This is a genomic window from Streptomyces sp. NBC_01478, from assembly GCF_036227225.1.
Classification (GTDB): Bacteria; Actinomycetota; Actinomycetes; order Streptomycetales; family Streptomycetaceae; genus Streptomyces.
This window is the reverse complement of sequence record NZ_CP109444.1, coordinates 2,567,717-2,593,003: the sequence shown is the minus strand read 5'-3', so window position 1 is coordinate 2,593,003 and position 25,287 is coordinate 2,567,717. Positions and strand designations below refer to the sequence as shown.

Annotated in this window: 22 protein-coding genes; 18 read left to right on the top strand and 4 right to left on the bottom strand. The window is 70.1% G+C overall.

Annotated elements, in window-relative coordinates:
• Positions 1-39 precede the first annotated feature (39 nt).
• The 4 genes from argH to OG223_RS11610 all read left to right on the top strand — a co-directional run bounded on the left by argH (position 40) and on the right by OG223_RS11610 (position 4,819).
• Positions 40-1,467, top strand: a complete 1,428-nt coding sequence (gene argH / locus OG223_RS11625) for an argininosuccinate lyase (RefSeq protein ID WP_329246179.1) — start codon at positions 40-42, stop codon at positions 1,465-1,467.
• A gap of 178 nt (positions 1,468-1,645) precedes the next feature.
• Entirely contained in the window at positions 1,646-2,617 is a 972-nt protein-coding gene (locus OG223_RS11620) for an aldo/keto reductase (protein ID WP_329246177.1), read from the top strand.
• Positions 2,618-2,699: 82 nt separating this feature from the next.
• The gene (locus OG223_RS11615; protein ID WP_329246174.1) at positions 2,700-3,296 is read left to right on the top strand and encodes a TetR/AcrR family transcriptional regulator; all 597 of its coding nucleotides are present in this window, start codon (positions 2,700-2,702) and stop codon (positions 3,294-3,296) included.
• The gene (locus OG223_RS11610; RefSeq protein WP_329246171.1) at positions 3,293-4,819 is read left to right on the top strand and encodes an MFS transporter; all 1,527 of its coding nucleotides are present in this window, start codon (positions 3,293-3,295) and stop codon (positions 4,817-4,819) included. The genes OG223_RS11615 and OG223_RS11610 overlap by 4 nt, the downstream gene beginning before the upstream one ends.
• Here the strand turns inward: OG223_RS11610 and OG223_RS11605 are convergent.
• On the bottom strand, positions 4,809-7,406 hold the full coding sequence (locus OG223_RS11605) for a P-loop NTPase fold protein (RefSeq protein WP_329246168.1): 2,598 nt from the start codon (positions 7,404-7,406) through the stop codon (positions 4,809-4,811). The genes OG223_RS11610 and OG223_RS11605 overlap by 11 nt on opposite strands.
• A gap of 131 nt (positions 7,407-7,537) precedes the next feature.
• Positions 7,538-8,209, bottom strand: coding sequence for a lysophospholipid acyltransferase family protein (locus OG223_RS11600; protein WP_329246165.1), 672 nt, complete (start codon positions 8,207-8,209; stop codon positions 7,538-7,540).
• Positions 8,210-8,529: 320 nt separating this feature from the next.
• Between OG223_RS11600 and OG223_RS11595 the strand changes: the two genes are divergently transcribed.
• The 3 genes from OG223_RS11595 (at position 8,530) to OG223_RS11585 (ending at position 10,838) form a co-directional block, all read left to right on the top strand.
• A complete protein-coding gene (locus OG223_RS11595; RefSeq protein WP_329246163.1) occupies positions 8,530-9,714 on the top strand; it encodes a glycerophosphodiester phosphodiesterase in 1,185 nt (394 codons plus the stop codon).
• Positions 9,715-9,787: 73 nt separating this feature from the next.
• Complete coding sequence (locus tag OG223_RS11590) at positions 9,788-10,294, top strand: sigma-70 family RNA polymerase sigma factor (protein WP_329246161.1); 507 nt, start codon at positions 9,788-9,790, stop codon at positions 10,292-10,294.
• Positions 10,295-10,340: 46 nt separating this feature from the next.
• Entirely contained in the window at positions 10,341-10,838 is a 498-nt protein-coding gene (locus tag OG223_RS11585; RefSeq protein WP_329246158.1) for a GNAT family N-acetyltransferase, read from the top strand.
• Here OG223_RS11585 and OG223_RS11580 read toward each other — a convergent pair.
• Together OG223_RS11580 and OG223_RS11575 are read right to left on the bottom strand one after the other, a co-directional pair.
• Entirely contained in the window at positions 10,828-11,262 is a 435-nt protein-coding gene (locus OG223_RS11580; protein ID WP_329246156.1) for a hypothetical protein, read from the bottom strand. The two genes, OG223_RS11585 and OG223_RS11580, sit on opposite strands and share 11 nt — an antisense overlap.
• 1 nt (position 11,263) lies before the next feature.
• Entirely contained in the window at positions 11,264-11,623 is a 360-nt protein-coding gene (locus tag OG223_RS11575; protein WP_329246153.1) for a hypothetical protein, read from the bottom strand.
• A gap of 50 nt (positions 11,624-11,673) precedes the next feature.
• Between OG223_RS11575 and OG223_RS11570 the strand changes: the two genes are divergently transcribed.
• The 11 genes from OG223_RS11570 to OG223_RS11520 all read left to right on the top strand — a co-directional run bounded on the left by OG223_RS11570 (position 11,674) and on the right by OG223_RS11520 (position 25,152).
• Positions 11,674-12,324 (top strand): HAD family hydrolase, encoded by a 651-nt coding sequence (locus OG223_RS11570; protein WP_329246150.1) that lies wholly within the window; start codon positions 11,674-11,676, stop codon positions 12,322-12,324.
• A gap of 325 nt (positions 12,325-12,649) precedes the next feature.
• Positions 12,650-13,684 carry a methionine ABC transporter ATP-binding protein gene (locus OG223_RS11565; RefSeq protein WP_329246148.1) on the top strand — a complete coding sequence of 345 codons (1,035 nt, stop codon included), beginning with the start codon at positions 12,650-12,652 and terminating at the stop codon, positions 13,682-13,684.
• Positions 13,681-14,385 carry a methionine ABC transporter permease gene (locus OG223_RS11560; RefSeq protein ID WP_019066316.1) on the top strand — a complete coding sequence of 235 codons (705 nt, stop codon included), beginning with the start codon at positions 13,681-13,683 and terminating at the stop codon, positions 14,383-14,385. Before OG223_RS11565 ends, OG223_RS11560 begins: the two co-directional genes overlap by 4 nt.
• Positions 14,386-14,470: 85 nt before the next feature.
• Complete coding sequence (locus OG223_RS11555; protein ID WP_329246144.1) at positions 14,471-15,307, top strand: MetQ/NlpA family ABC transporter substrate-binding protein; 837 nt, start codon at positions 14,471-14,473, stop codon at positions 15,305-15,307.
• 32 nt (positions 15,308-15,339) lie between these two features.
• A complete protein-coding gene (locus OG223_RS11550) occupies positions 15,340-16,176 on the top strand; it encodes a MetQ/NlpA family ABC transporter substrate-binding protein (protein WP_329246141.1) in 837 nt (278 codons plus the stop codon).
• A gap of 143 nt (positions 16,177-16,319) precedes the next feature.
• The gene (locus tag OG223_RS11545; protein WP_329246139.1) at positions 16,320-16,958 is read left to right on the top strand and encodes a GNAT family N-acetyltransferase; all 639 of its coding nucleotides are present in this window, start codon (positions 16,320-16,322) and stop codon (positions 16,956-16,958) included.
• Positions 16,959-17,073: 115 nt separating this feature from the next.
• Positions 17,074-18,297, top strand: a complete 1,224-nt coding sequence (gene cbiE / locus OG223_RS11540; protein ID WP_329246136.1) for a precorrin-6y C5,15-methyltransferase (decarboxylating) subunit CbiE — start codon at positions 17,074-17,076, stop codon at positions 18,295-18,297.
• A 388-nt stretch (positions 18,298-18,685) separates the two neighbouring features.
• Positions 18,686-22,486 carry a nicotinate-nucleotide--dimethylbenzimidazole phosphoribosyltransferase gene (cobT, locus tag OG223_RS11535; RefSeq protein WP_329246133.1) on the top strand — a complete coding sequence of 1,267 codons (3,801 nt, stop codon included), beginning with the start codon at positions 18,686-18,688 and terminating at the stop codon, positions 22,484-22,486.
• Positions 22,487-22,631: 145 nt separating this feature from the next.
• The gene (gene cobA / locus OG223_RS11530; protein ID WP_329246131.1) at positions 22,632-23,864 is read left to right on the top strand and encodes a uroporphyrinogen-III C-methyltransferase; all 1,233 of its coding nucleotides are present in this window, start codon (positions 22,632-22,634) and stop codon (positions 23,862-23,864) included.
• A gap of 64 nt (positions 23,865-23,928) precedes the next feature.
• A complete protein-coding gene (locus tag OG223_RS11525; protein WP_093624585.1) occupies positions 23,929-24,747 on the top strand; it encodes a TrmH family RNA methyltransferase in 819 nt (272 codons plus the stop codon).
• 9 nt (positions 24,748-24,756) lie between these two features.
• Positions 24,757-25,152 carry an NUDIX domain-containing protein gene (locus OG223_RS11520; RefSeq protein WP_329246124.1) on the top strand — a complete coding sequence of 132 codons (396 nt, stop codon included), beginning with the start codon at positions 24,757-24,759 and terminating at the stop codon, positions 25,150-25,152.
• Positions 25,153-25,287 lie beyond the last annotated feature (135 nt).

The window sequence follows — 25,287 nt, the reverse complement described above, 5'->3', positions numbered from 1 at the left end:
ACGACGACGCCCATCCACGGCCTTTGAGGAGCAGCGCAAGTGAGCAGCAACAGCGGTGACGTACGGCTCTGGGGCGGTCGTTTCGCCGACGGTCCCGCCGAGGCCCTGGCGAAGCTGTCCGCGTCCGTCCACTTCGACTGGCGGCTCGCGCCCTACGACATCGCCGGTTCCCGCGCCCACGCGCGCGTGCTGCACAAGGCGAACCTCCTCGACGACGACGAGCTCACCCGCATGCTCGCGGGCCTGGACCAGCTCGAAGCGGACGTCGCCGACGGCTCCTTCGTGGGCACGATCGCCGACGAGGACGTCCATACGGCCCTGGAGCGCGGCCTGCTGACCATCCTCGGCCCCGACCTCGGCGGCAAGCTGCGGGCCGGCCGTTCCCGCAACGACCAGGTCGCGACGCTGTTCCGCATGTGCCTGCGCGACCACGCCCGTTCTATCGGCGGCCTGATCGCCGACCTCCAGGACGCGCTGGTCGGCCTCGCCGAGGCCCACCCGGACGTGGCGATGCCCGGCCGCACCCACCTCCAGCACGCCCAGCCGGTCCTCTTCGCCCACCACGTCCTCGCGCACGTCCAGTCCCTGTCCCGGGACGCGGAACGCTTGCGCCAGTGGGACGAGCGGACGGCCGTCTCGCCGTACGGCTCGGGCGCGCTGGCCGGTTCCTCCCTCGGCCTGGACCCGGAGGCGGTGGCCAAGGACCTCGGCTTCGAGCACGGCTCCGTCGCGAACTCGATCGACGGCACGGCCTCGCGTGACTTCGTCGCCGAGTTCGCCTTCATCACGGCGATGATCGGGGTGAACCTCTCCCGGATCGCCGAGGAGGTCATCATCTGGAACACGAAGGAGTTCTCCTTCGTCACCCTGCACGACGCCTTCTCCACGGGCTCGTCGATCATGCCGCAGAAGAAGAACCCGGACATCGCGGAGCTGGCGCGCGGCAAGTCGGGCCGCCTGATCGGCAACCTGACCGGCCTGATGGCCACGCTCAAGGCGCTCCCCCTCGCCTACAACCGCGACCTCCAGGAGGACAAGGAGCCGGTCTTCGACTCCATCGACCAACTCGAGGTCCTGCTCCCGGCGTTCACCGGCATGATGGCCACCCTGACGATCCACCGTGACCGCATGGAGGAACTGGCCCCGGCCGGCTTCTCCCTCGCCACCGACATCGCCGAGTGGCTGGTCAAGCAGGGCGTCCCCTTCCGGGTGGCCCACGAGGTCGCCGGCGAGTGCGTGAAGGTGGCGGAAGCGGAGGGCATCGAACTGGACGGCCTCACCGACGAACAGTTCGCGAAGATCTCCGCCCACCTCACCCCTGAGGTCCGCTCGGTCCTCAACGTCCCCGGCGCCCTCGCCTCCCGCAACGGCCGAGGCGGCACGGCCCCCAGTGCGGTGGCAATCCAACTGGCAGAGGTAAAGCGGGACTTGGCGGTACAGCACGCCTGGTCAACGGCGAAGCGCTAAGAGCTTTTAGGGGCGCGGGGCTGTATCGATGTGCGGCTCCGCCGCGCGGGCGCGAGCAACCACAACGCACCCGCACCCGCACCCGCCAGACAACCGCAAGAACCCGAGCTCTGAAGCGATGGTCATCGCGGGTTACGTTGGTCGAGAGCCGCACCACAGTCGACCAACGGAGCCCGCGATGCCCTTCGCCCGACTGGCAACAGCAACAACCCCCACCAGCCACCTCGGACTCGGCCTCGCCGCAGTGGGCCGCCCCGGCTACATCAACCTCGGCCGAGAAAAAGACCTCGGAGAGACCCGCACCGTAGAAACGCTCCGCACCCGCACCCACGAACTCCTCGACGCCGCCTACGCACAAGGCGTCCGCTACTTCGACGCAGCCCGCTCCTACGGCCGCTCGGAGGAGTTCCTCGCCGACTGGCTCACCACCCGCACCGGTATCGACGACGTGGTCATCGGCAGCAAGTGGGGCTACACCTACACCGCCGACTGGACCACCGACGCCGAGAAGCACGAGGTCAAGGACCACAGCGCCCAGACCTACGACCGCCAGCGCCGCGAAACCGCCGAACTGCTCGGCGACAGGCTCGACCTCTACCAGATCCACTCGGTGACCCCCGAAAGCCCGGCCCTCACCGACAAGGAACTCCACGCGAAACTGGCCGAGTTGGCGGCGACGGGCGTGACCGTCGGCTTCTCCACCAGCGGCCCCGCACAGGCCGACGCGATCAGGGCCGCGCTCACCGTGACAGTGGACGGCGAGCCCCTCTTCCGTACCGTCCAGTCGACGTACAACGCCCTGGAGACCTCCGCAGGACCGGCCCTCGCCGAGGCCCACGACGCCGGACTCACGGTGATCGTCAAGGAGGGCATGGCCAACGGCCGGCTGGCGGAGCCGTACGCACCGGACGCCCTGAAGGCCGTAGCCGAGGAAACGTCGCTCGGTACGGACGCGATCGCCCTGGCCCTGATCCTGCGCCGCCCGTGGGCAGGCGTGGTCCTCTCCGGCGCGGCGACCGTGGGACAGCTCGTCTCCAACCTGCACGCGGCGGTCGCGGACCTGGACGAGAACCAGCTCGCCCGTCTCGACGCGCTGGCCGAGGAGCCGCACACGTACTGGGAGCGGCGGGGCGCACTGCCCTGGCACTGACGATCACCTGATCCGACCCGAGCCATGAGTCACGCATGCCCGTGGTGAGACAAATGTGTCTCACATGGGTTACCGTTGTCTCATGGCCGTCGACCGTGACCACGTGCTCCGCAGCGCAGCCGCCCTGCTCACCCGGAAATCCACGTCCACCATGGACGAGGTCGCCAAGGCGGCCGGAATCAGCCGGGCCACCCTGCACCGTCAGTTCGCCGGGCGCGACGCGCTGGTCCGCGCGCTGGAGGCGCTGGGCATCGCCGAGTGCGAGTCCGCGCTGGAGGCGGCCAGGCTGGACGAGGGTCCGGCCGCCGACGCCGTACGGCGGCTGGTGCGGGCGATCGAGCCCGCGGCCGGACTGCTCGCCTTCCTCTACAGCGAGAACCAGCTCTTCGAGGGCGAGCAGCAGAACGCGGGCTGGAACAGGATCGACCAGCGGATCGCGGACCTCTTCCGACGCGGCCAGTCCGGCGGCGAGTTCCGCATCGACCTCACCCCGGCCTGGCTCACCGAGGCCCTGTACGGCCTGCTGGCCTCCGGCGCCTGGGCGGTCCAGGAGGGCAGGGTCGCCGCCAACGACTTCACGCACATGATCGTCGAGCTGCTGCTGGGCGGAGCACTGCGAAAAGACGAACCACGAAGCGACACATCACCAAGGCACGAAACACGGAGAGAGGAATCATGACCAGCACCCTGCAGCCGGTGATCGCGACGGAGACGGAGAAGCGCCCGGGCCGTTGGCTCGCGCTCTCCGTGCTCGTGCTCGCCGTGCTGCTGGTGGCCGTGGACGCGACGGTCCTCGGTCTGGCAACCCCGTACATCAGCGAGGACTTGAAGCCGTCCGGCACCCAGCTCCTCTGGATCGGCGACGTCTACTCCTTCGTCATCGCGGGCCTGCTCGTGTCGATGGGCAGCCTCGGTGACCGCATCGGCCGTAAGCGCATCCTGCTGATCGGAGCGACCGCCTTCGGCGCGATCTCGATCCTCAACGCCTATGCCACGACACCGGAGTTGATGATCCTGGCGCGGGCGCTCCTCGGTGTCGCGGGCGCGACCCTGATGCCCGCCACCCTCGCCCTGATCCGCAACCTCTTCCACGACCCGCGCGAACGCAGCCTCGCCGTAGGCATCTGGGGTGCGACAGCCTCCGCCGGCACGGCGGTCGGCCCGGTCGCGGGCGGCTTCCTCCTCGAACACTTCTGGTGGGGCTCGGTCTTCCTCATCAACCTGCCCGTGATGGCGGTCCTCGTCCTGGTCGGCATCAAGATGCTCCCGGAGTCGAAGAACCCCGACCCCGGGCCGTGGGACATGATCAGCGTCGCGCTGTCCCTGGTGGGTGTGATCGGTGTCGTCTACGCCGTCAAGGAGGCCGCGACCCACGGCTTCGAGCTGCCTTCACTCGCGGTGGGCGTGCTGGGCGCGGCGGCCCTGTACTGGTTCGTCCGTCGCCAACTCACGCTCCCTGCACCCCTGTTGGACATGCGCCTGTTCCGCGACCGCGGCTTCAGCGCGGCAGTCCTCGCCGACCTGCTGACCATCCTCGGCCTGTCCGGCCTGGTGTTCTTCCTCTCCCAGTACCTGCAACTCGTCCAGGGCAGGGGCCCGTTCGAGGCGGGCCTGGCCGAAATCCCCGCCGCCGTGGGCGCGGTGGCGGCCGGGCTGATAGCGGGAAGGACGGCCCGCCGTTTCTCGGTCCGCGCGGTGGTGGCGGGCGGCCTCGCGGCGGTCGGCCTGGCCCTCGCCGTACTGACGACCCTCGGCCAGTCGACCGGCTACCCGATCCTCGGTGCCGCGCTCCTGGTGGTCGGCATCGGCGCGGGCTTCTCCTTCACGGTGACAGCCGACGTCATCCTCTCCTCCGTACCGAAGGAACAGGCGGGCGGGGCATCGGCGGTCTCGGAGACGGCGTACGAACTCGGCGCGGCCCTCGGGATCGCCGTACTCGGCTCCATCGTGACGGGCGTCTACCGGGGCTTCGCGGCTCCGGCGGGCACCCCGAGCGGGGCGCACGAGTCACTGGGCGGCGCGGTGGAAGCGGCGGGCACTATGCCGTCGCAGGCGGCCCAGGACATGCTGGCCTCGGCGCGAGAGGCCTTCGTCAGCGGTCTGAGCGTCGCGTCGGCGGTCGGCGCAACGGTCCTGCTGGCAACGGCGGTTGCGGCATGGTTCATGCTCCGGGGGCAGCGGCTGGAGGACGTCAGCGGTTGATCCAGTCGCCCGTGTGGAAGCTGAAGCGGGCGATCACGGGGCACCAGCGTGCGTAGAGTTCCGCCGTCGGCGGCGGGGTCTCGCGGCGCGCGAGCTCGTCGAATCCGGCCACGATGCCCAGACAGCTCTGCTTGACGTCGGGTTCCGGCGCGTTCTCGGCGGCCGTGCGCAGCACTTCTCGGACGTCCTGCTCGGGCGGGGCCTCGGTGAGCGCCGTGAGGACCGTCCGTGCCGCCCCGGGGAAGCCGACCACCACGGCCAACAGAAGCTGGACGGCCTTGAAGTCCCCGTCGAGGAAGGCGTCGACGTCCGCGGCGGAGACACCGATCCGGGTGAGCCGGTAGAGGTTGACCAGCTTCTTCGCCGCTCGCGGTGTGGGCACCAGGGAGGCGAGCGACGCCATGAACGCGATCTCGTCCGCGCGCAGTTGGAGTGTGTCCGGCCGCAGATCCCGCACCTCGGGCACGGCGACGGACGGCCGCCGGGTACCCGAGGCCACCCCGTCCGCACCGCTCGCGGTACCGGTGCCCTCGGCGGTCTCCGCGTGGGCGGTCACGTCCGCGCCCTCCCCGCGCCACGGCGGGCCGAGGAGCGAACGCAGATAGCGCGAGGTGGCACCGGGCGAGGGCCGGGACACCACGAACGGAATCTGGAAGATCTTGTCGAGGTAGTCCAGCGGCGGTCCGACACTGTCCATCGCCGGGCCGACTCCGTCCGGCGCCGGGATCGGCGGGCCGAACAGCTCCCGGTAGTGCGTCTTCAGCGCCGAGAGCAGCCAGCGGGCGTCCACCGCGACGACCACGACGAACAGTTCGAGGGCGAGCATGAGATGCACCGCGGCCAGCACCTCGACCACCCGCTCCGGCGGACAGCGGTCCAGGTCGTCGATGTAGAGGATGATCCGCTGCAACGGCGGGATCGCGGCGGACGCCGAGAGGTCGCCCACCCGCTGCCGGAACTCCTGGTGCGCCTCGCCGAGATCCTTCTGCATCTGCTCCAGATCGCGGCGGACCTGACTGAGCAGACTGCGGTACGGCACATACGCGGCGCCGTGGTCCGCACGCTCCTTCAACAGCGCCGAGAACCTGAACGCCGCGTCCACCTGCACGAGTTGATCCGTCAGCGCGGCAACCTGTTCACCGGCCTCACGCAGATCCTTGTCGAGCCGCTCGTCCGCGCCCTGACCGACCGCGCGCACCTTCTTGTGCAGCCCGACTGCCCGCTGCCACAGGGGTTTCACCGACGCGCCCAGCCCCAGGGCGAGGGGCAGTAGAGCCGACAGCCGGTTCCCCGCCCACTGCCACAGCGCCAGGGATACGGCGAGGACGGCGACCCGTGCGGCCAGGATCCCCCTGTTGGTCCACAGGGACTTCGCCACCGTCACCGCCTCGGCGCGCAGCACCCGCAGGATCCGCCGGGGCGAGCCGAGTCCGCTCAACCGGCCTGTGGGGGCGTCCTGTTCCGCGAGATCCTTGACCGCACGGAGCCGGTCGGCCTCGGCCGTGGCCCGGTCGAGCGCCGACTTCAGCCGCTTGCGCCGATCTCTGGGCAACTCGGCCTCGGCGCCCGGCAGTTCCTCCGCTGCGGGGTCACGGGCCAGCTCCCTGAACAGGTGGTCGACCAGCCCCGTCCACAGATGCTCCTCGGCGTAGTGCCAGGCGTTGAACCGCACCTGACGGACATTCACCGCGAACGCCGATCTCAACTCCGGCTGCCTGCGGGCGCGTTCGGTGAGACCGGCGACCTGCGCATGCATCTGGTCCATCGTGCTCGACTTGCCGACGCCCCACTCGCCCAACAGGGCGATGGCGAGCGGGGGGTCGGTGTCGAGCGCCACGGAGAGGGTGGCGAGCATGTCTACGTGACCCTCGTTGCCGAGGAGATCGACGACGCTGGGGCGGTCACTGCCGAGACCGGCGAGGGAGCGGGTGCCGTCGGGGGCGGGGGCCCAGGTCCGCGCACGCCGTAGTTCGGCGTATGACGGGGCGGCGGGGCCGCGTTGGCGGCGTAGGTGGTATTCGTCGTGCAGGGTCCACAACTCGCGTAGGCGTTCGGCGTCTGCGGGATCTCTTGTTTCCTGGAGGGCGGACAAGGGGATGGCGAGCCCGTCCGACTCGCCCCGCCTCATGCCGGTCACAATGGCGCACGCTCCGGCACCCACGGGATCGACGACGGGCCCGCCACTCATTCCCCTGGGGAGGCGGTCGCCCGCCAGGCGCCACGACAGGCCTTGACGACCCTGGTAGTTGAATGTGCTGTTCCATATTTCCGTCGAGTGGGGACTCTTTCCCGCGACGAAGCCATAGGCCCACAAGCGGTCGCCGGGCTCCAGTCGACGGTCGGAGAGGCGCACGCATGCGTGTTCCAGGGGTTCGGTGAGCCGAACGAGGGCCATGTCGAGACCGCTCCCCACGTCGAGCGGGAGCGACCACACGACCTCCGCGCGTGAGACACCGCCGGGGAAACGGATCTCGGCGGACCCCTCGGAGGGAGCCGGGATCACGTGGCTGGCTGTCAGTACGAGGCCGGGCGCCACGAAGAATCCGCTGCCCCTGGGCAGACCGTCCCCCTCCCAACGGATAGCCACCAAAGACGCCCGCACCAACTCATCAAGATCCAGCTCTTGCACCGCCACGGCATCCCCCCGCATCCGCCCAAAACCCAAAAAGGCCGCCCGCACCACCAAGGTGCGCACGGCCCAGGGGAGTTGGAGTCAGGTCAGGCGGCCTTCGCCTTCGTCGCGTACATATCCACGTACTCCTGCCCCGACAACCGCATGACCTCGGTCATCACGGAGTCGGTCACAGCCCGCAGCACATACCGGTCCCGGTCCATCCCCTCATACCGTGAAAACTCCATCGCCTCACCGAAGCGAACGGTTACACGTCCGGGCCGCGGAATCCCCGCACCCCCCGGCTGCAGCTTGTCCGTGCCGATCATCGCGAACGGAACGACCGGCGCCCCGGTCATCATGGTGAGCCGGGCGATACCCGTGCGCCCCCGGTACAGCCGCCCGTCGGGGGACCGCGTGCCCTCGGGGTAGATGCCGAAGACCTTGCCCTCCTCCAGGATGCGGCGGCCGGTCATCAGCGCGGCGACGCCGCCGTTCGCGCCGTCCCGGTCGACCGGGATCATGCCGACGCCGGTGAAGAACCAGGCCATGAGGCGGCCCTTGAACCCCTTGCCGGTGACGTACTCGTCCTTGCCGATGAAGAGCACCTGCCGGTTGCAGACCAGCGGAAGGATCATCGAGTCGATGAACGTGAGGTGGTTGCCGGCCAGGATCACCGGTCCGTCACCGGGGATGTGTTCCGCGCCCTCCACCCGTGTGCGGAACATCAGGCGCATGATCGGTCCGAGCACTGCCTTGATGAGCACGAAGCGGGACAACGGGCCCTCCGGTGTCAAGGGGTCGATATAAAACTGTGCAGGTGAGGACGATACTCGCGGTCCCGTGCCTATTGCACATCGGGTTCACCGAGGTCTTACGCAGTGTTGACGCACGTTTACCTGCGGTGTCGCTCCGGAGTCGTCCCGTAACCGGGCCGCCATGTTGTGACACATCTCGCGTACCTTGCTGATGGCGTGTCAAACCTGTCCGTCCGTACGACATCCAGCGTCACCGTCGTGTTCCGGCCGAGGTCTCCCGTTCGTCATGTACGCGCACCTACGATCGGCGCGCACCGACGGGGCGACGCGCAGGAGGTTTCATGGACACGCAGGGAACGCAGGGGCCGAACGAGCGAACCAACGGCACTGGACGACGGGCGCTGCTGGGCGCCGCCGTGCTCGGCGCGGGAGTGGCCGCACTGGGGCCCGCCGGGTCGGCGAGAGCCGCCGAGGCCACGACGGCCCGCCACGGGAGCGGCGGTCTGAAGGACCTGCCCAAGCCGACGATCGTCGGCCACCGCGGCACCAGCGGCTACCGTCCGGAGCACACCTTCGGCTCGTACAACCTGGCCCTGGACCTGGGTGCCGACATCGTCGAGGCCGGTGACCTCGTCCCCACCAAGGACGGTCACCTGGTCTGCCGGCACGAGCCGGAGATCGGCGGCACGACCAACGTCGCCGACCACCCCGAGTTCGCGAGCCGCAAGACCACCAAGCTGCTCGACGGTGTCTCCACGACCGGCTGGTTCACCGAGGACTTCACGCTCGCCGAGCTGAAGACCCTGCGCGCGATCGAGCGCATTCCGGCCAACCGCCCGCACAACATGCTCTACAACGGCCGCTGGGAGATCCCCACCTTCGAAGAGGTCCTCAAGTGGCAGGACGAGCAGACCCGCAAGCGCGGCAAGCAGGTCTGGATCTACCCCGAGATGAAGCACCCCACCTACTTCCGCAAGCGCGGGTTCGAGATGGAGAAGCTGCTCTCGACGGCCCTGCGCAAGCACGGCAAGGACAAGCGGACCTCGCCGGTCCTCATCCAGTCCTTCGAGCCGACCAGCATCCAGAAGATCAGCAAGCTCGTCCGCAACAACCTGGTCGTGCTGCTGTCCGGTACGGGCACCCGGCCCTTCGACTTCATCGACCAGGGCGACCCGCGCACGGTCGACGACCTGGTCAAACCCCAAGGCCTCGCCGAGATCGCGACGTACGCGCAGGGCCTGGGCCCGACGCTCGACCTGATCATCACGAAGAACGCCGACGGCAGCCTGAACAAGGAGACCACCCTGGTCGCCGACGCGCACAAGGCCGGCCTGATCCTGCACCCCTACACCATGCGCAACGAGAACCCCTTCCTGCCGCTGGAGTACCGCAAGGGCACCGCCGTGGACGCCTACGGCGACGCGTTCGGCGCCTTCAAGCGCTACTTCGCCACGGGCATCGACGGTGTCTTCACGGACAACGCCGACACCGGTCTGCTCGCCCGCGCGGACTTCGTCAACGGCTGAGCCCCGCGCCCCGTTGGAGTGACAGACGGCCGCCCCGGCAACCTCGCGCCGGGGCGGCCGCGTCGTGCCGCATATGACACACCAGCTCGTCGCCACCTTGCGCCCGCTGCTCGCCGCCGAGGCCTCGGCCGAGGCATATGCCTCCGGGGCCGAGCCGGGCGATCTCGAACAGGCCGTCTGGCTCCGCCTCCTGGAGCGCCTCGACGCCTCCGGCCCGCCGGTCGACCCCCAGCGCTGGCTGCGCCGCGCGGTCCGCTCGGAGGCCCAGCGCACCCGCCGTACCGCACGCCTCGAGCAGTCGTACGACGACGATCCGGCCGACGACGGCGAGCGCGGCCCCGAGCAGGCCGCGCTCACGGCGGCGAGGCATCGCGCGCTCCATGACGCGGTGCGCCGGCTGCCGGGCCGTTGCCCGCGGCTGATGGAGGCGCTGCTGTCGCCCAAGGACCTCACCTACCGCGAGATCGCGGGGGAGTTGGGTATCTCACAGGGCAGTCTCGGCCCGGAACGTTCCAGATGTCTGGGATGTCTTCGGCGATTGCTGACGCCGGAGGTTGCGGCTCACGAAGCACGGGGATAGGAGTGAGGAACCACATGGCGATCAGGTGAGCGGGAGGCGTGCGCACATGGGCATGAGCGTGACCATCTCGGTGGCGACCGAGCAGGACTCAGAGCAGATCTTCAGGCTGCAGTACCTGTGCTTCCAGAGTGAGGCGGCGCTGTACGGCAACTACCGCATCGATCCGCTCGTCCAGAGCCTCGACTCGGTCCGGGACGAGGTCGGCGCCGACTGCGTGTTCGTCGCCCGGCTGGGCGAGGAAGTGGTCGGCTCGGTCCGCGGCACGGTGACGGAGGACGGCGCGGCGGCCATCGGCAAACTCTGCGTCCACCCGCGCCTCCAGGGCCACGGCATCGGCGCCCGCCTTCTTCGCGCGGCGGAATCGGCTCTGGCCGAGGAACGCGGCGCCAAGAAGTTCCGCCTCCACACCGGCCACCGCAGCGAGGGCAACCTCCGCCTGTACCGCCGCGTCGGCTACGAGACCGTGGGCACCTCCCAGGGCGACGACGGCGTACCGATGATCGTCCTGGAGAAGCCGGTAGAGGCGTACGTCGCTACGGCGTGACCGTGTCGGTGGTGTCGGCGGTGCGGTTCTTCCGCAGCCAGTAGAGCGCGGACAGCGGCAGCAGCACGGGGATGAAGATGTACCCCGCGCCGTAGTACGACCAGACCGTCGCGTCCGGGAAGGCCGAACTGTCGATCACGGTCAGCGTGCCCACGACGAGGACACCCGCGAGTTCGGCGGCGCAGCACACCTGTGCCGCCCTGCGGGCCTTCTCGCCGCCGCGGATCAGGGAGTACGTGATGAACCCGTACACCACACCCGCCACGGCCGACAGGGAGTAGGCGAGCGGGGCCCGGTCGAACTCGGTGGCGATCTGGTAGACGGAGCGCGAGACCGCGCCGACGACCATCACGCCGTAGAACCAGACGAGCAGGATGCCGGGCCCGCTGATGAGCCGCTTCGGCTTGTCTTCCACGGTGGTCATCTCAGCTTCCCCAAATGTCGTAGAGCCGCACTTCGAGCACGGCGAGGACCACGCCGCCGGCCGCGACCGTGACCGAACCCCAGCGGGTGCGCTCCGTCAGTGACATGAGGCCCGCCGCCGGGACGGTCGCGAACGCGCCCAGCAGATACGCGACGAAGATCGTCGTGCCCTGCTCCGCCTTCTCGCCGCGCGCCAACTGCACGATCCCGACCACCAGTTGGACGGTGGCCAGCAGGGTGACGACGGCCATTCCGATGAAGTGCCAGTCCTTCGTCGACTGGTCGCGGTAGGCGGCCCACCCGGTCCAGGCGGCGAGCAGCAGCGCGGCGACACCGATCGTCAGTGTCAGGGCATCAAGCATGCAGTGACCCTATTACGGGCCATAAGACCGGTGACCGTAGGGTCGAGTGCATGAAGATCCACGCTCAAGCCCTCCTGTTCGACAACGACGGCACGCTCGTCTCCTCCCTCGAGTCCGTGCGCCGGTGCTGGACCCGGTGGGCGGAGGAGTTCGGGATCACCGCCGAGGACTTCGCGCGGGTCGAGCTGCACGGGCGGACCGCCGTGGAGATAGCCGCCGACCTGCTGCCCGCCGATGTCGTGCCTATGGCGGTCGCGCGGATCGAGGCGCTGGAGGTGGAGGACGTGCCCAACGGCGGTGCCGTCCTGCTGCCCGGCACCCGGGACTTCCTCGACTCGCTGCCGGCCGACCGCTGGGCCGTCGTCACCTCCGCCACTCGTCGGCTCGCCGAGGCCCGGCTCGCGCACGCCGGCATCCTCCCCAAGACCCTCGTCGTCGCCGAGGACGTCACACGCGGCAAGCCCGACCCCGAGCCCTACCTCCTCGCCGCCCGCCAACTCGGCGTCGACCCGGCCGACTGCGTCGTCTTCGAGGACGCCCCGGCGGGACTCCAGGCGGGCCGCGCGGCCGGAATGATCACCGTGGCATTGGCCACAACACACGAGGCACACGAGCTCGACGCGGACTTTGTTGTGAGCAACCTGTCAGCCCTGTCCGCGCTGGTCAGCGACGGGGGAGTGGAGATCTCCGAGCGCCGCTGACAGCCGTCCGCCGCTGTCCGGCATGCGGACAGCGGCGCTTTGTCAGGACCGTACGTCTGCTTTACTGATTCCATGACCACGACGAGCAGCCGCACCCTTGCGACCGAGGCGACCCTGACGCCCGGTGCTCGCTGTATGTGTCGAATGTGCGCCTTCTAGAGGGCCCCCGCACCACCCCCCGGGCTCAGCGCCCCGAGCCTCGCGCCCCGAAGCGAGTCGTTGTGGCATGTCCGTAGTTCCTACGTGACCGACGCCGCCCCGCGCACATTTCCCATCCGTACGAGGGCACACCCACGCCCGCGTGCTCGACAGTCATGGAACCCCAGTGATCACCACATCGGGCCTGACCAAGGTCTACCGCTCACGCGGCCGTGAGGTCACCGCCCTCGACGGCGTCGACCTCCACGTCCGCGAAGGCGAGGTGTACGGCGTCATCGGCCAGTCCGGCGCCGGCAAGTCCTCGCTCATCCGCTGCGTCAACCTGCTGGAGCAGCCCACCGCCGGCACGGTCACCGTCGACGGGCAGGACCTCACCGCCCTCGCCGGACGCGGGCCGCGCGCCGGACGGGAACTCCGGCAGGCCCGCAGCCGTATCGGCATGGTCTTCCAGCACTTCAACCTGCTCTCCTCGCGGACCGTGCAGGACAACATCGAGCTGCCGCTCGAAATCCTCGGGAAGTCGGGGAAGGAACGGTCCGCCAAGGCCCTCGAACTCCTCGACCTCGTCGGGCTCGCCGACAAGGCGAAGGCCTACCCCGCCCAGCTCTCGGGCGGCCAGAAGCAGCGCGTCGGCATCGCCCGCGCCCTGGCCGGCGACCCCAAGGTGCTGCTCTCCGACGAGGCCACCAGCGCCCTCGACCCGGAGACCACCCGCTCGATCCTCCAGTTGCTGCGCGACCTGAACCGGCAACTGGGCCTGACCGTCCTGCTCATCACCCACGAGATGGACGTCGTCAAGAACGTGTGCGACTCGGCCGCCCTGATGGAGAACGGCCGCATCGTCGAGTCGGGCACGGTGAGCGAACTGCTCGCGACCCCCGGCTCCGAGCTGGCCTCCGCGCTCTTCCCGGTCAGCGGTGAGGCGGACGGCGAGGACCGGACCGTCGTCGACGTCACCTTCCACGGCGAGGCCGCCACCCAGCCCGTCATCTCCCAGCTCTCGCGCACCTACAACATCGACATCTCGATCCTCGGCGCCGCCATCGACACCGTCGGCGGACTCCAGGTCGGCCGTATGCGCATCGAACTGCCCGGCCGCTACGAGGACAACGTGGTGCCGATCGGTTTCCTGCGCGAACAGGGCCTGCAGATCGACGTGTTGGGCCAGGAGCCCGTGCTGCTGAAGGAAGGTGCCAAGTGAGCTGGTCCGAGATGCAGCCCCTGCTGTCCCAGGCGTGTTGGGACACGCTCTACATGGTCGGCTGGTCCACGGTCATCGCCGTCGTCGGCGGTCTCCCGCTCGGCATCCTGCTGGTCCTGACCGACCGGGGCGGACTGCTCCAGAACGTCGCCGCCAACAAGGTCATCGGGCAGATCGTGAACGTCGCCCGCTCGCTGCCGTTCATCATCCTCATGGTCGCGCTGATGAACTTCACCCGGACCATCACCGGGACGACCATCGGCCGCGAGGCGGCGATCGTGCCGCTCGCCATCGGGGCAATTCCCTTCTTCGCGCGCTTGGTTGAGACTGCTGTCCGGGAAGTGGACGGCGGGCTCGTCGAGGCCGTGCAGTCGATGGGCGGCAACACCTGGACCATCGTGCGCAAGGTCCTCGTACCGGAGTCCCTGCCCTCGCTGATCTCCAGCACCACCACCACGATCGTCGCCCTCATCGGCTACTCCGCGATGGCCGGCACGGTCGGCGCGGGCGGCCTCGGCGACATCGCCATCCGCTACGGCTATCAGCGCTTCGAGACCCAGTTGATGTGGATCACCGTGGCGATCCTCGCGGTCGTCATCTCCCTCATCCAGTTCGCCGGCGACTACGCGGCCCGCTCCGTGCACCGGCGCGGCGGACGGTCGGGTCCCGCGCCGAGGCTCCGGCTGCTGAAGGCCGCGTAGGCCCACCCCGGCACCCCCCCAAGGCTCCCCGCACCACCCAACGCGGGGTCGTAGTACGCGACACCCTTCAGGAAAGGCACTTTTCGTGCGTAACACCGCAAAGCTCACCACTGCCGTCCTCGCCGCCGGAGCGCTCACCTTCGCGCTCTCCGCCTGCGGCTCGGACAAGGGTTCCTCCTCGGCCTCCGCCGACTACAGCGGACCGCTGGTCGTCGCCGCGAGCCCCACGCCGCACGCCGAGATCCTCGACTACGTCAAGGACCACCTGGCGAAGAAGGCCGGACTCGACCTGGAGGTCAAGGAGTTCACCGACTACGTCACGCCGAACACGGCGACCGAGGACGGCTCGGTGGGCGCCAACTACTTCCAGAACCAGCCGTACCTCGACGACTTCAACAAGAAGAACGGCACCCACATCGTGCCCGTCGTCACGGTCCACCTGGAGCCGCTCGGCCTCTATTCCCACAAGGTGAAGAGCGCCGACGCCCTGAAGAGCGGCGCGACGGTCGCCGTCCCGAACGACAGCGTGAACGAGGCCCGCGCCCTCAAGCTGCTCGCGGCCAACGGACTGATCACCCTCAAGTCCGGTGTGGGCAACGAGGCGACCCCCGCGGACATCACCAAGAACCCCAAGAACCTCAAGTTCAAGGAGCTGGAGGCGGCCCAGACCCCGCGCTCCCTGGACGACGTCGACGCGGCCGTCATCAACGGCAACTACGCCATCTCCTCGGGCCTGAAGCCCGCCAAGGACGCGATCGTCCTGGAGTCCGCGACGAACAACCCCTACGGCAACTTCCTCGCCGTGAAGAAGGGCAACGAGAAGGACCCGCGCGTCAAGAAGCTCGCGAAGCTGCTGACCTCGCCCGAGGTCAAGAAGTTCATCGAGGACAAGTACGCCGGGTCCGTCATCCCGTCCTTCTGACCGTCCTTCTGAACAGAGCCGGGGGAATCACCATGCGCAAGAGCATCGCCGTCACGGCGGCCGGACTCGCCGTGACCTTCTTCGGCCTCACGGCCTGCGGTTCGGGCTCCGACTCCGGCAAGGGCGCCGGCAAGGCCGACGGCACCCTCGTCGTCGGCGCCACCGCCGTGCCGGCCGGCGAGGTCCTGACGTACATCAAGGACAACCTGGCCGCGAAGGCCGGACTCGACCTGGAGATCAAGGAGTTCACGGACTACGTCCTGCCGAACACCGCGCTCCAGGAGGGCTCGCTGGACGCGAACCTCTACCAGAACCAGCCCTTCCTCGACGAGTTCAACAAGTCCAAGGACACCGACCTGGTCTCGGTCGTCAAGGCGTACCTGCCGCCGATGGGCGTGTACTCCAAGAAGGTCAAGGACATTGCCGAGCTCGCCGACGGAGCCACCGTCGCCGTGCCCAACGAGACCACCAACGAGGGACGCGCCCTCAAACTCCTCGCCGCCAAGGGGCTGATCACGCTCAAGAAGGGGGCGGGCACCGACGCGTCCCCCGCCGACGTCACGGCCAACCCGAAGCACCTCAAGTTCAAGGAGCTGGACCCGGCCCAACTGCCGCGCTCGCTCGATGACTTGGACGTGGCCGTCATCAACAACAACTACGCCCAGGACGCGGGCCTCAGCCCCGCCGAGGACGCGATCCTCCTGGAGTCGGCGAAGGGCAACCCCTACGCCAACCTCCTCGCCGTCAAACGCGGCAACGAGGACGACCCCCGGGTAGAGAAGCTCGCGAAGCTTCTCCTCTCCTCCGACGTGAAGAAGTTCATAGCGGAGAAGTACAAGGGCTCTGTCCTGCCGGTCACTTCCGGCTGACAAGGGCGTATACGGCGTACCGCCACGCACGGGGTCCACTCGCTCACCGCGGGTGGACCCCGTGGTGCGGTTCACTGCTTTGATGCTGCATGCTGGGCAGTTCAGGTTGCCCTGAACATTTTCCGAAGGTTACGGAGTGGCGCATGACTAGCACCTTCCCCAACATCTCCATCAGCACGGAGCGGTTGGTGCTGCGGCCCCTCGACGAGGACGACATCCCCGCGCTGACGGAGATGATGAACGACGAGCAGGTCGGGTCCTGGACCGACGTCCCCCAGCCCTACACCGAGGACCGGGCCCGCCGTTGGATCACCGAGTACGCGCCCAACGAACGCACTTCGGGCCGCGGCCTCGACCTCGCCGTCACCGAGTTCCTCACCCAGCGACTGGTCGGCATCGTCCAACTCGCCAAGACCAACTGGCACATCAGGTCCACCGAGCTGTCGTACATCATCGCCCCCTGGGCCCGCGGCGAGGGTTACGCCTCCGAGGCGGCGCTCGCCACCGCCCAATGGCTGTTCGGGGACCAGAAGTTGGAGCGCATCGAACTGCGCACGGCCGCCGACAACACCGCCTCCCAGCAGGTGGCCCAGAAGATCGGCTGCATCAGCGAGGGCGTCCTGCGGGGCGCGTGCATAGCGCACGTCCACGGCGACGACGGCACCTGGAGCGACGTCCGCACCGACTTCATCGTGTGGAGCCTCCTCCCCGAGGACCTGGAGGGCACGGCCGAACAGCTCGAAGACATCGACGGTTTCACGTCACTCGCCGACTGGAACTGAATTCGGCGGGTACGGCACAGGGAGCACCGCCCGGCGGCACCAGGTACCCTCACGGTGCCCGCGTGCGGGCCGCTTCCCCCGACGACCTGCGAACCACCCCTGGAGACTGACGACGATGGCCGACCGCGTCACGGTGATCGGCTGGGACGGCTCTCCGCTGACCGCCGCGGCACGCTCCGCCCTCGCCGCCGCCACCCTGGTGGCCGGCGCGCCCCACCATCTCGCGCTCCCCGAGGTACCGGAGCGCGCCGAGCGCATCCGCCTCGGCAGCGTCGCCCTCGCCGCCCGCCGTATCGCCGGGCACCGCGGCACCGCGGTCGTCTTCGCCGACGGCGACCCGGGCTTCTTCGGAGTCGTACGGACCCTGCGCGCGCCCGAGTTCGGCCTGGAGGTGGAGGTTGTCCCCGCGGTGTCCTCGGTGGCCGCCGCCTTCGCCCGCGCCGGTATGCCCTGGGACGACGCACAGGTGGTCGTCGCACACAGGCGCACCCTGCGACGCGCGGTGAACGTGTGCCGGGCCCACACAAAAGTCGCCGTCCTCACCTCACCGGGCGCCGGACCGGCCGAACTCGGTCTCCTCATGGAGGGCGTCCACCGCACCTTCGTCATCTGCGAGGAACTGGGCACCGAGCACGAGCAGGTCACCGTCCTCACCTCCGACAAGGCCGCCGACCGCACCTGGCGTGACCCCAACGTCGTCATCGTCATGGGCGGCCCGGTCGGCCCCACCCTCACCACTGGCCCGGGCGAGGGCTGGATCGCCGGCCGCGACCCGGCCGCCGTCGCCCGCGGCTGGACCCTGCCCGCCGAGGCCTACGGCGGTGAACTCGGCGAGGGCGAGACGGACTTGCTCCGGGCCGCCCAACTCGCCCGCCTCGGCCCGCGCGTCGGAGACCTGGTGTGGGACATCGGCTGCGGCAGCGGTGCCTTCGCCATCGAGGCGGCCCGCGCCGGCGCCGCCGTCATCGCCGTCGACCGCGACACCCAGGCCTGCACCCGCACCGACTCCGCGGCCCGCAGCTTCGGCGTGCACCTCCAGATCGTCCAGGGCGACGCCCCGCACATCCTGGAGAACCTCCCCGAACCCGACGTAGTACGCGTCGGCGGCGGGGGAGTGGCCGTCGTCTCCGCGGTCGCCGACCGGCGCCCGCAGCGCATCGTGGCGCACGCCGCCACCCGCGACGAGGCCGAACTCGTCGGGCGTGACCTCACGGAGCACGGCTACCACGTGGAGTGCGCCCTGTTGCAGTCCGTCGAACTCGACACCAGGGCCTGGACGGAGACGGAACGGAGTGTCGCGTTCCTGCTCAGCGGCCTCCTTCCGGAGCGCGTTTCCTGACCTGTTCGCCGACCCCTCGTACTGTCCCCGTGATCCTGTTGTCGTACTGCGCGCGGTAGGCTGGCGGACTGTTGTACCGCATCGGGTGACCCGGCACTTCGTTCGTCAATGTCCGGAAAACCCGCCCGTTTTGGGGTGAGTGTGGTACGGCGGAACCGGAGGACGCGCAACGTGGCGCAGTCCACAGCGGGCCGTCGCGGGTCTACCTGTCGCGACGGCGCAACGGCCGCGACAATGCCAGTCAATGGCTTTGTCGTCTAAATGGCTTTTTGGCGTCGGGTCGTTCGTGCCGCTGGACAGGCACGCTCGTTCTTCACTGCGGGGCGGTCGGTGCGCCGTTCCCGGTGAGTGGGTCGTAGAAGCACTAACCGATGGGCGAGGGGTACGCATGACCGACACCGGCCAGATCCCGGCCGAGGGGCTGCCGGAGAACGCAGGCATGGTGGAACAGCCAGGCGTTCCCGCGCACGGCGCGTACACCTACCTCTCCGAGACCACCGCCGAGGACGAGGACCTGTTGCTGCTGCCGGGCGCCCAGGGCGCCTGGGGCAACGAGGTCCCGCCCCCCGCCCCCGAGCCCGTCGTCGAGACGGCCAACGGGCCCGCTCGGCACGAGCCCGCGGTGTACGAGGCCGCCGCGTACGAGCCGGGTCCGCAGGAGCCCGCTGTGTACGAGCCCGCTGTGTACGAGCCCGCTGTGCAGGAGACGGCCGCGCACGAGGCCGCCGCACAGGAGACCGCCGTGCACGAGCCGGGTCCGCACGAGACGGCCGGCCGTGACAGCGGTTCCGTCGATCTGGGGGGCGTACGACTTCCCGCGCCGCCGCCCGCGCCGGTCCCGCAGCGTCGCCCGCTGCATCTCGGCCCGCCCCTCCCCGACACCTCCGCGAGCCCGGTCCGCTCCCTCGCCGACCGCGGCCCCGCGGGCGCGCCGGTACGGCAGCCGGGCCCGCCGGCGACCGGCGCCGAGTACTTCGACGCACCCCAACTCCGTGACCTGCCACCGCAGGGCGCCGCTCCCTGGGGCGCCCAGGCGCCGGTGGGCGCGGGGGTGCCGGGAGCCGAAACGGTTGTTCCGGTTGGCAAATCGGGGGGCGAGTCCCTCGGTGGGGGTGTCGCCATGGCCGTGGACACCGGGGTCGCCGCGTCTGAGCCGGGTCCGGTCACGGGCGTCGGTGTGGATGCGGGTGCGGCTGCAGGGGGCGGCCTGGCGCAGGCTCCGGATGCCGGTGGGGCCTGGCAGGGGCACGAGGGGTCGTTCGCGGGGGAGCCTGCGACCGCCTTCGCCCAGGTGAACCACGTGAACCACGTGAGCACGGAGAGTTCCGGAAACGCCGGTGTTCCTGAGGCGGGGCACCTGCCGGGGAGCGCCGAGGGTGCGGTTGCCGGGCAGGAGCCGGAGCAGGTCGCCGCTGCGGTTGCGGTGCCGGTTGCCGAGGTCGCGCCGGAGCCTGAGGTCGCGCCGGAGCCCGAGGTGCTACCGGGTCCCGAGGGTGTGTTCGCCCCCGAGGGCGAGGTGTTGCCGGAGGCCGTGGACGCGGCGGGAGCCGGAGAGGTCTACGACACCGGGTTTGCTGTCACGAACGAGCAGGGTGCTGAGGTCGAGGCGGCTCACGGTGCCGAGCCGGTAGTCGCCCAGAGTGCCGAGGCCTTCGTCGCCGAAGCGGTTGTCGTCCCGGTCCAGGTTCCTGCCCCCGTCCCCGTCCCCGCGCCCGAGGTCGTGTCGCCTCATGGCGCCGAGCAGGTCCCCGAAGCCGTAATCGCTCCCGACGAGACCCCCGAAGCGGTCGCCGCTCCGGAGCTGTTCCAGGCACCGGACGTCACGTACGCCCCCGCGCTCGACGAGGTTCCCGAGGCCCCCGTCGAGGAGACCGCCGTCATCCAGGAAGCCGGGCAGACTCCGCCCGCTTTCCCGGGAGTCGAGACACCCCTCGCCCCCGAGACCGCACCCCTCGTCGAGGACACCCTTGCCCCGCCCCACTTCGTCGCGATCGAACCCGAAGCCGTAGCCGAGGCCGAGGCCGTGGCCGAATTCGTACCGGCCCCCGAGCCCGCCGAAGCCGAAGTCCACACACCCGAGATGACGGCCCCCGAGGCCCTCCCTCTCCTGCAACAGGCCGACGAAGCCTCTTTCGCGACCGGTGTCCAACCGGAGCCGGGCCTGGAGCTTCAGCCCCAGCCCCACCCGGACGACTCCCTCGGCCGCTTCGTCCCGGTGGAAGGCTCCGTGCCCACCACCCCCCACCTCGCACCGACCCCGCCGCACCCCCTGACCCTCCCCCCGGAGGAGCGACCGGTCGGCACGGAGGACTCCTTCGCCGCCGTCCCCGCCCCCCGCGAGGCCGACCCCGACCTCGAACCGGAACTCGTACAGCACGCGGACGACCTGGACACCCGGGCAGCCGATCAGGAAGAAGAGAGCACGGCCGTAGTGGAAGACGTACGAGAGTCCACCGGCCCCGCCGCACCCGCCTACGACGACGTCGAGCGCGAGGCCGTGCTGAAGGTGATGCGCGAGCGTCGGGACATCCGCAACGGCTTCCGCAGCGACCCGATCCCGCACGACGTGCTGCTGCGCGTCCTGGAGGCGGCGCACACCGCGCCGTCCGTCGGGCACTCCCAGCCGTGGGACTTCGTGGTCATCCGTTCCGCCGACACCCGCCGGAGCATGCACGAACTGGCCGAGAGCCAGCGCGAGGCGTACGCGAAGTCGCTGCCGAAGGGCAGGGCGAAGCAGTTCAAGGAACTGAAGATCGAGGCCATCCTCGACACCCCGGTGAACATCGTCGTCACCGCCGACCCGACGCGCGGCGGCCGCCACACCCTGGGCCGGCACACACAGCCGCAGATGGCGCCGTACTCCGCCGCTCTCGCCGTAGAGAATCTGTGGCTCGCCGCCCGCGCCGAGGGCCTCGGTGTCGGCTGGGTCAGCTTCTTCGACGAGCGCGAGATGGTCCGCGCGCTCGGCCTGCCGGAGCACCTGGAGGTCATCGCGTACCTCTGCGTCGGCTACGTCGACGAGTTCCCGGAAGAGCCCGAGCTGATGCAGGCCGGCTGGTCCAAGCGCCGCCCGCTGTCGTGGGTCGTGCACGAGGAGACGTACGGCCGTCGGGCGCTGCCCGGTGAGGACCCGCACGATCTGCTCGCCGAGACCGTCGCCGGGATCCGCCCGCTGGACGCGAAGGCGCTCGGCGAGGCGTGGGAGCGGCAGAAGCGGATGACGAAGCCGCCGGGCTCGCTCGGCATGCTGGAGATCATCTCCGCGCAACTGTCCGGGCTGTCCCGGCAGTGCCCGCCGCCGATCCCGGAGCCCGCGGCCGTCGCGATCTTCGCGGGCGACCACGGGGTGCACGCGCAGGGCGTCACGCCCTGGCCGCAGGAGGTCACGGCCCAGATGGTCGCCAACTTCCTTGGCGGCGGCGCCGTTTGCAACGCCTTCGCGAGCCAGGTGGGCGCCGAGGTGTGCGTCGTGGATGTCGGCGTGGCCTCCGAACTCCCGGCCACGCCCGGCCTGTTGCCCCGCAAGATCCGCGCCGGTACGTCCGACATGACGACCGGTCCGGCGATGTCCCGCGAGGAGGCCAAGCAGGCCATCGAGGTGGGCATCGAGACGGCCCGCGACCTGGTGGCGGCCGGCAACAAGGCTTTGCTCACAGGTGAGATGGGCATCGCGAACACCACCGCGTCCGCCGCCCTGATCTCGGTCTTCACGGACACCGACCCGGCGGAGGTGACGGGCAGGGGCACCGGCATCAACGACGAGACCCTCGCCCGCAAGACGGAGGTCGTGCGCCGCGCGATCGACCTCCACCAGCCGGACCCGGCCGACCCCATCGGCGTGCTCGCCGCGGTCGGCGGCTTCGAACACGCGGCGATGGTCGGCCTGTTGCTCGGTGGCGCTTCCCTGCGTACGCCGGTGATCCTGGACGGCGTCAGCGCCGGAGCCGCGGCCCTGGTGGCCCGCGCGATCGCCCCCGAGGTCCTCGCGGCCTGCATCGCGGGCCACCGCAGCGCCGAACCCGGCCACGTGGCCGCGCTCAACAAGCTCGGCCTGCGCCCCCTGGTCGACCTCGACCTCCGCCTCGGCGAGGGCACGGGCGCGCTGCTGGCCCTGCCGCTGGTGCAGAGCACGGCGCGGGCGATGCACGAGGTGGCGACGTTCGACTCGGCGGGCGTCACCGAGAAGTAGAACCGGACCGGGGGTGGGGTGGGCAGGCGATCCGTCGCGCCCACCCCACCCCCGCCGTACGCTGAACGCACTCTAAAATCCGCACGTCAGGGCCGCTCCAGAGCCGTAGCGCCCACCGCACGCCCGTCCGAGGAGCCGCACCCTCATGGCCGAAAACCCCGCCTACCCCGTAGGCCTCCGCCTCACCGGCCGCCGGGTCGTCGTCCTCGGCGGCGGCCAGGTCGCCCAGCGCCGCCTCCCCGCGCTGATCGCGGCGGGCGCGGACATCACCCTCGTGTCCCCCGAGGCGACCCCTTCCGTGGAGGCGATGGCGGACGCGGGCGAGATCGCCTGGGAGCGACGCCCGTACGCGGACGGCGACCTCGCGAACGCCTGGTACGCGCTCATCGTCACCACCGACCCCGAGGCCAACACCGCCGCCTCCGCCGAGGCGGAGGCGAACCGCGTCTGGTGCGTCCGCTCCGACGACGCCGACCAGGCCACCGCCTGGACCCCGGCGACCGGCCACAGCGAGGGCGTCACCGTCGCCGTACTCACCACGGACGCGCGCGGCCGGGACCCCCGCCACACCGCTGCCGTCCGCGACGCGGTCGTCGCGGGCCTGCGCGACGGCACCCTCGTCGCCCCCCACCACCGCACCCGCACCCCGGGCGTCGCCCTCGTCGGCGGCGGCCCCGGCGACCCGGACCTGATCACGGTCCGCGGCCGCCGCCTCCTCGCCGAGGCCGACGTCGTCATCGCCGACCGCCTCGGCCCCCGCGACCTCCTCGCCGAACTTCCCCCGCACGTCGAGGTGATCGACGCGGCGAAGATCCCCTACGGCCGCTACATGGCCCAGGAGGCCATCAACAACGCCCTGATCGAACACGCCAAGCAGGGCAAGTCGGTCGTACGGCTGAAGGGTGGCGACCCCTTCGTCTACGGCCGGGGCATGGAGGAGGTCCAGGCGCTCGCCGAGGCCGGCATCCCGTGCACGGTCGTGCCCGGCATCTCCAGTTCGATCTCGGTCCCCGGAGCCGCCGGCATCCCGGTCACCCACCGAGGCGTCGCACACGAGTTCACGGTGGTCAGCGGTCATGTCGCCCCTGACGACGAGCGCTCCCTGGTCGACTGGCCGTCCCTCGCGAAGCTCACCGGCACACTGGTGGTCCTCATGGGCGTCGACAAGATCGGGAAGATCGCCGAGACCCTGATCGCGCACGGCAAGCCTGCCGACACCCCGGTCGCCCTGGTCCAGGAGGGCACGACGGCCGCCCAGCGCCGGGTGGACGCGACCCTCGCGACGGTCGGCGAGACCGCGCGCGCGGAGGACGTGAAGCCGCCGGCGGTGATCGTCATCGGCGCGGTCGTCACCGTAGGCCCGGAGGCCCTCGCGTAACCCCGGGTAACACAACCCGTTCCCAGCCGTTGGCACCACACCCAGGACAAGGCAGTATCACCCTGTGGCCGATCTCATCACCGTTGAGGATCCCGACGACCCGCGCCTGCGTGATTACACGGGCCTGACCGACGTAGAGCTGCGCCGCAAGCGTGAACCGGCCGAGGGCCTGTTCATCGCCGAGGGCGAGAAGGTCATCAGACGGGCCAAGGACGCGGGCTACGAGATGCGTTCGATGCTGCTGTCCGCGAAGTGGGTCGACGTCATGCGGGACGTCATCGACGAACTCCCGGCCCCCGTCTACGCGGTGAGCCCGGAACTGGCCGAACGCGTCACCGGCTACCACGTGCACAGGGGCGCGCTGGCCTCCATGCAGCGCAAACCGCTCCCCACGGCGCACGAACTCCTCCAGACCACCCGCAGGGTCGTCGTCATGGAGTCGGTCAACGACCACACCAACATCGGCGCGATCTTCCGCTCGGCGGCGGCACTGGGCATGGACGCGGTCCTGTTGTCCCCCGACTGCGCGGACCCTCTGTACCGCCGCAGCGTGAAGGTCTCGATGGGCGCGGTCTTCTCCGTCCCCTACGCCCGTCTCGACAGTTGGCCCAAGGGCCTGGAGTCGGTCCGCGAGGCCGGTTTCACCCTCCTCGCGCTCACTCCGGACGAGAAGGCGAAGAGCCTCGACGAGGCGGCCCCGCACCGCATGGACCGGGTCGCCCTGATGCTCGGCGCGGAAGGCGACGGCCTCTCCACCCAGGCCCTGGTCGCCGCCGACGAATGGGTCCGCATCCCGATGGCCCACGGCGTCGACTCCCTCAACGTGGGCGCCGCCGCTGCCGTAGCCTTCTACGCGGTGGCCACCGGCCGCCCCGAACTCTAGGAGCACGGCTTGGCCCAGCGCGAGGCGATCGTGGCCGTACTACGGCGCGCGGACCGCGTGCTGGTCATCCGCCGTGGCCCGGACTCCGCCCGTTCCGGCTACTGGGCCCCGCTCAGCGGCAAGCTCGAACCGGGGGAGACGCAGGAGGAGGCCCTGGTCAGAGAGGTCCACGAGGAAGTCGGCCTCACCGTCTCCCCCCTGAGGAAGGTCTGGCAGTCCGAGACCGACGACGGCACCTTCCGCCTCCACTGGTGGACCGCCGCAGAAACCGGCAACGGCACGATCGTCCCCGACCCGGGCGAGGTCTCCGAGGTCCGCTGGGTCACCCCGGCCGAGTTCCTGACCCTCGCCCCGCTCTTCGACGCGGACCGAGAGTTCTTCGCGCAGATCCTGCCGGGTTTGTAACGGCGAGCTTCTCAACGAGGCCGACCCCAATCAGCCCGTCCGGCGTTTGAGGACGAGGCCCTTGCGGGGCCGATGGGGGTCTGGGGGCGCAGCCCTCAGGCGGGGCGGAAGGGGCAGCAGCCCCTGAGGATGGGA

What these genes read in the sequence shown, in the direction of transcription:
- OG223_RS11620 (WP_329246177.1), top strand. Translation starts at nt 1,646, where the DNA reads ATGCCCTTCGCCCGACTGGCAACAGCAACAACCCCCACCAGCCACCTC.
- OG223_RS11615 (WP_329246174.1), top strand. Translation starts at nt 2,700, where the DNA reads ATGGCCGTCGACCGTGACCACGTGCTCCGCAGCGCAGCCGCCCTGCTC.
- OG223_RS11610 (WP_329246171.1), top strand. Translation starts at nt 3,293, where the DNA reads ATGACCAGCACCCTGCAGCCGGTGATCGCGACGGAGACGGAGAAGCGC.
- OG223_RS11595 (WP_329246163.1), top strand. Translation starts at nt 8,530, where the DNA reads ATGGACACGCAGGGAACGCAGGGGCCGAACGAGCGAACCAACGGCACT.
- OG223_RS11590 (WP_329246161.1), top strand. Translation starts at nt 9,788, where the DNA reads ATGACACACCAGCTCGTCGCCACCTTGCGCCCGCTGCTCGCCGCCGAG.
- OG223_RS11585 (WP_329246158.1), top strand. Translation starts at nt 10,341, where the DNA reads ATGGGCATGAGCGTGACCATCTCGGTGGCGACCGAGCAGGACTCAGAG.
- OG223_RS11580 (WP_329246156.1), bottom strand. Translation starts at nt 11,262, where the DNA reads ATGACCACCGTGGAAGACAAGCCGAAGCGGCTCATCAGCGGGCCCGGC.
- OG223_RS11575 (WP_329246153.1), bottom strand. Translation starts at nt 11,623, where the DNA reads ATGCTTGATGCCCTGACACTGACGATCGGTGTCGCCGCGCTGCTGCTC.
- OG223_RS11570 (WP_329246150.1), top strand. Translation starts at nt 11,674, where the DNA reads ATGAAGATCCACGCTCAAGCCCTCCTGTTCGACAACGACGGCACGCTC.
- OG223_RS11550 (WP_329246141.1), top strand. Translation starts at nt 15,340, where the DNA reads ATGCGCAAGAGCATCGCCGTCACGGCGGCCGGACTCGCCGTGACCTTC.
- OG223_RS11545 (WP_329246139.1), top strand. Translation starts at nt 16,320, where the DNA reads ATGACTAGCACCTTCCCCAACATCTCCATCAGCACGGAGCGGTTGGTG.
- cbiE (WP_329246136.1), top strand. Translation starts at nt 17,074, where the DNA reads ATGGCCGACCGCGTCACGGTGATCGGCTGGGACGGCTCTCCGCTGACC.
- cobT (WP_329246133.1), top strand. Translation starts at nt 18,686, where the DNA reads ATGACCGACACCGGCCAGATCCCGGCCGAGGGGCTGCCGGAGAACGCA.
- cobA (WP_329246131.1), top strand. Translation starts at nt 22,632, where the DNA reads ATGGCCGAAAACCCCGCCTACCCCGTAGGCCTCCGCCTCACCGGCCGC.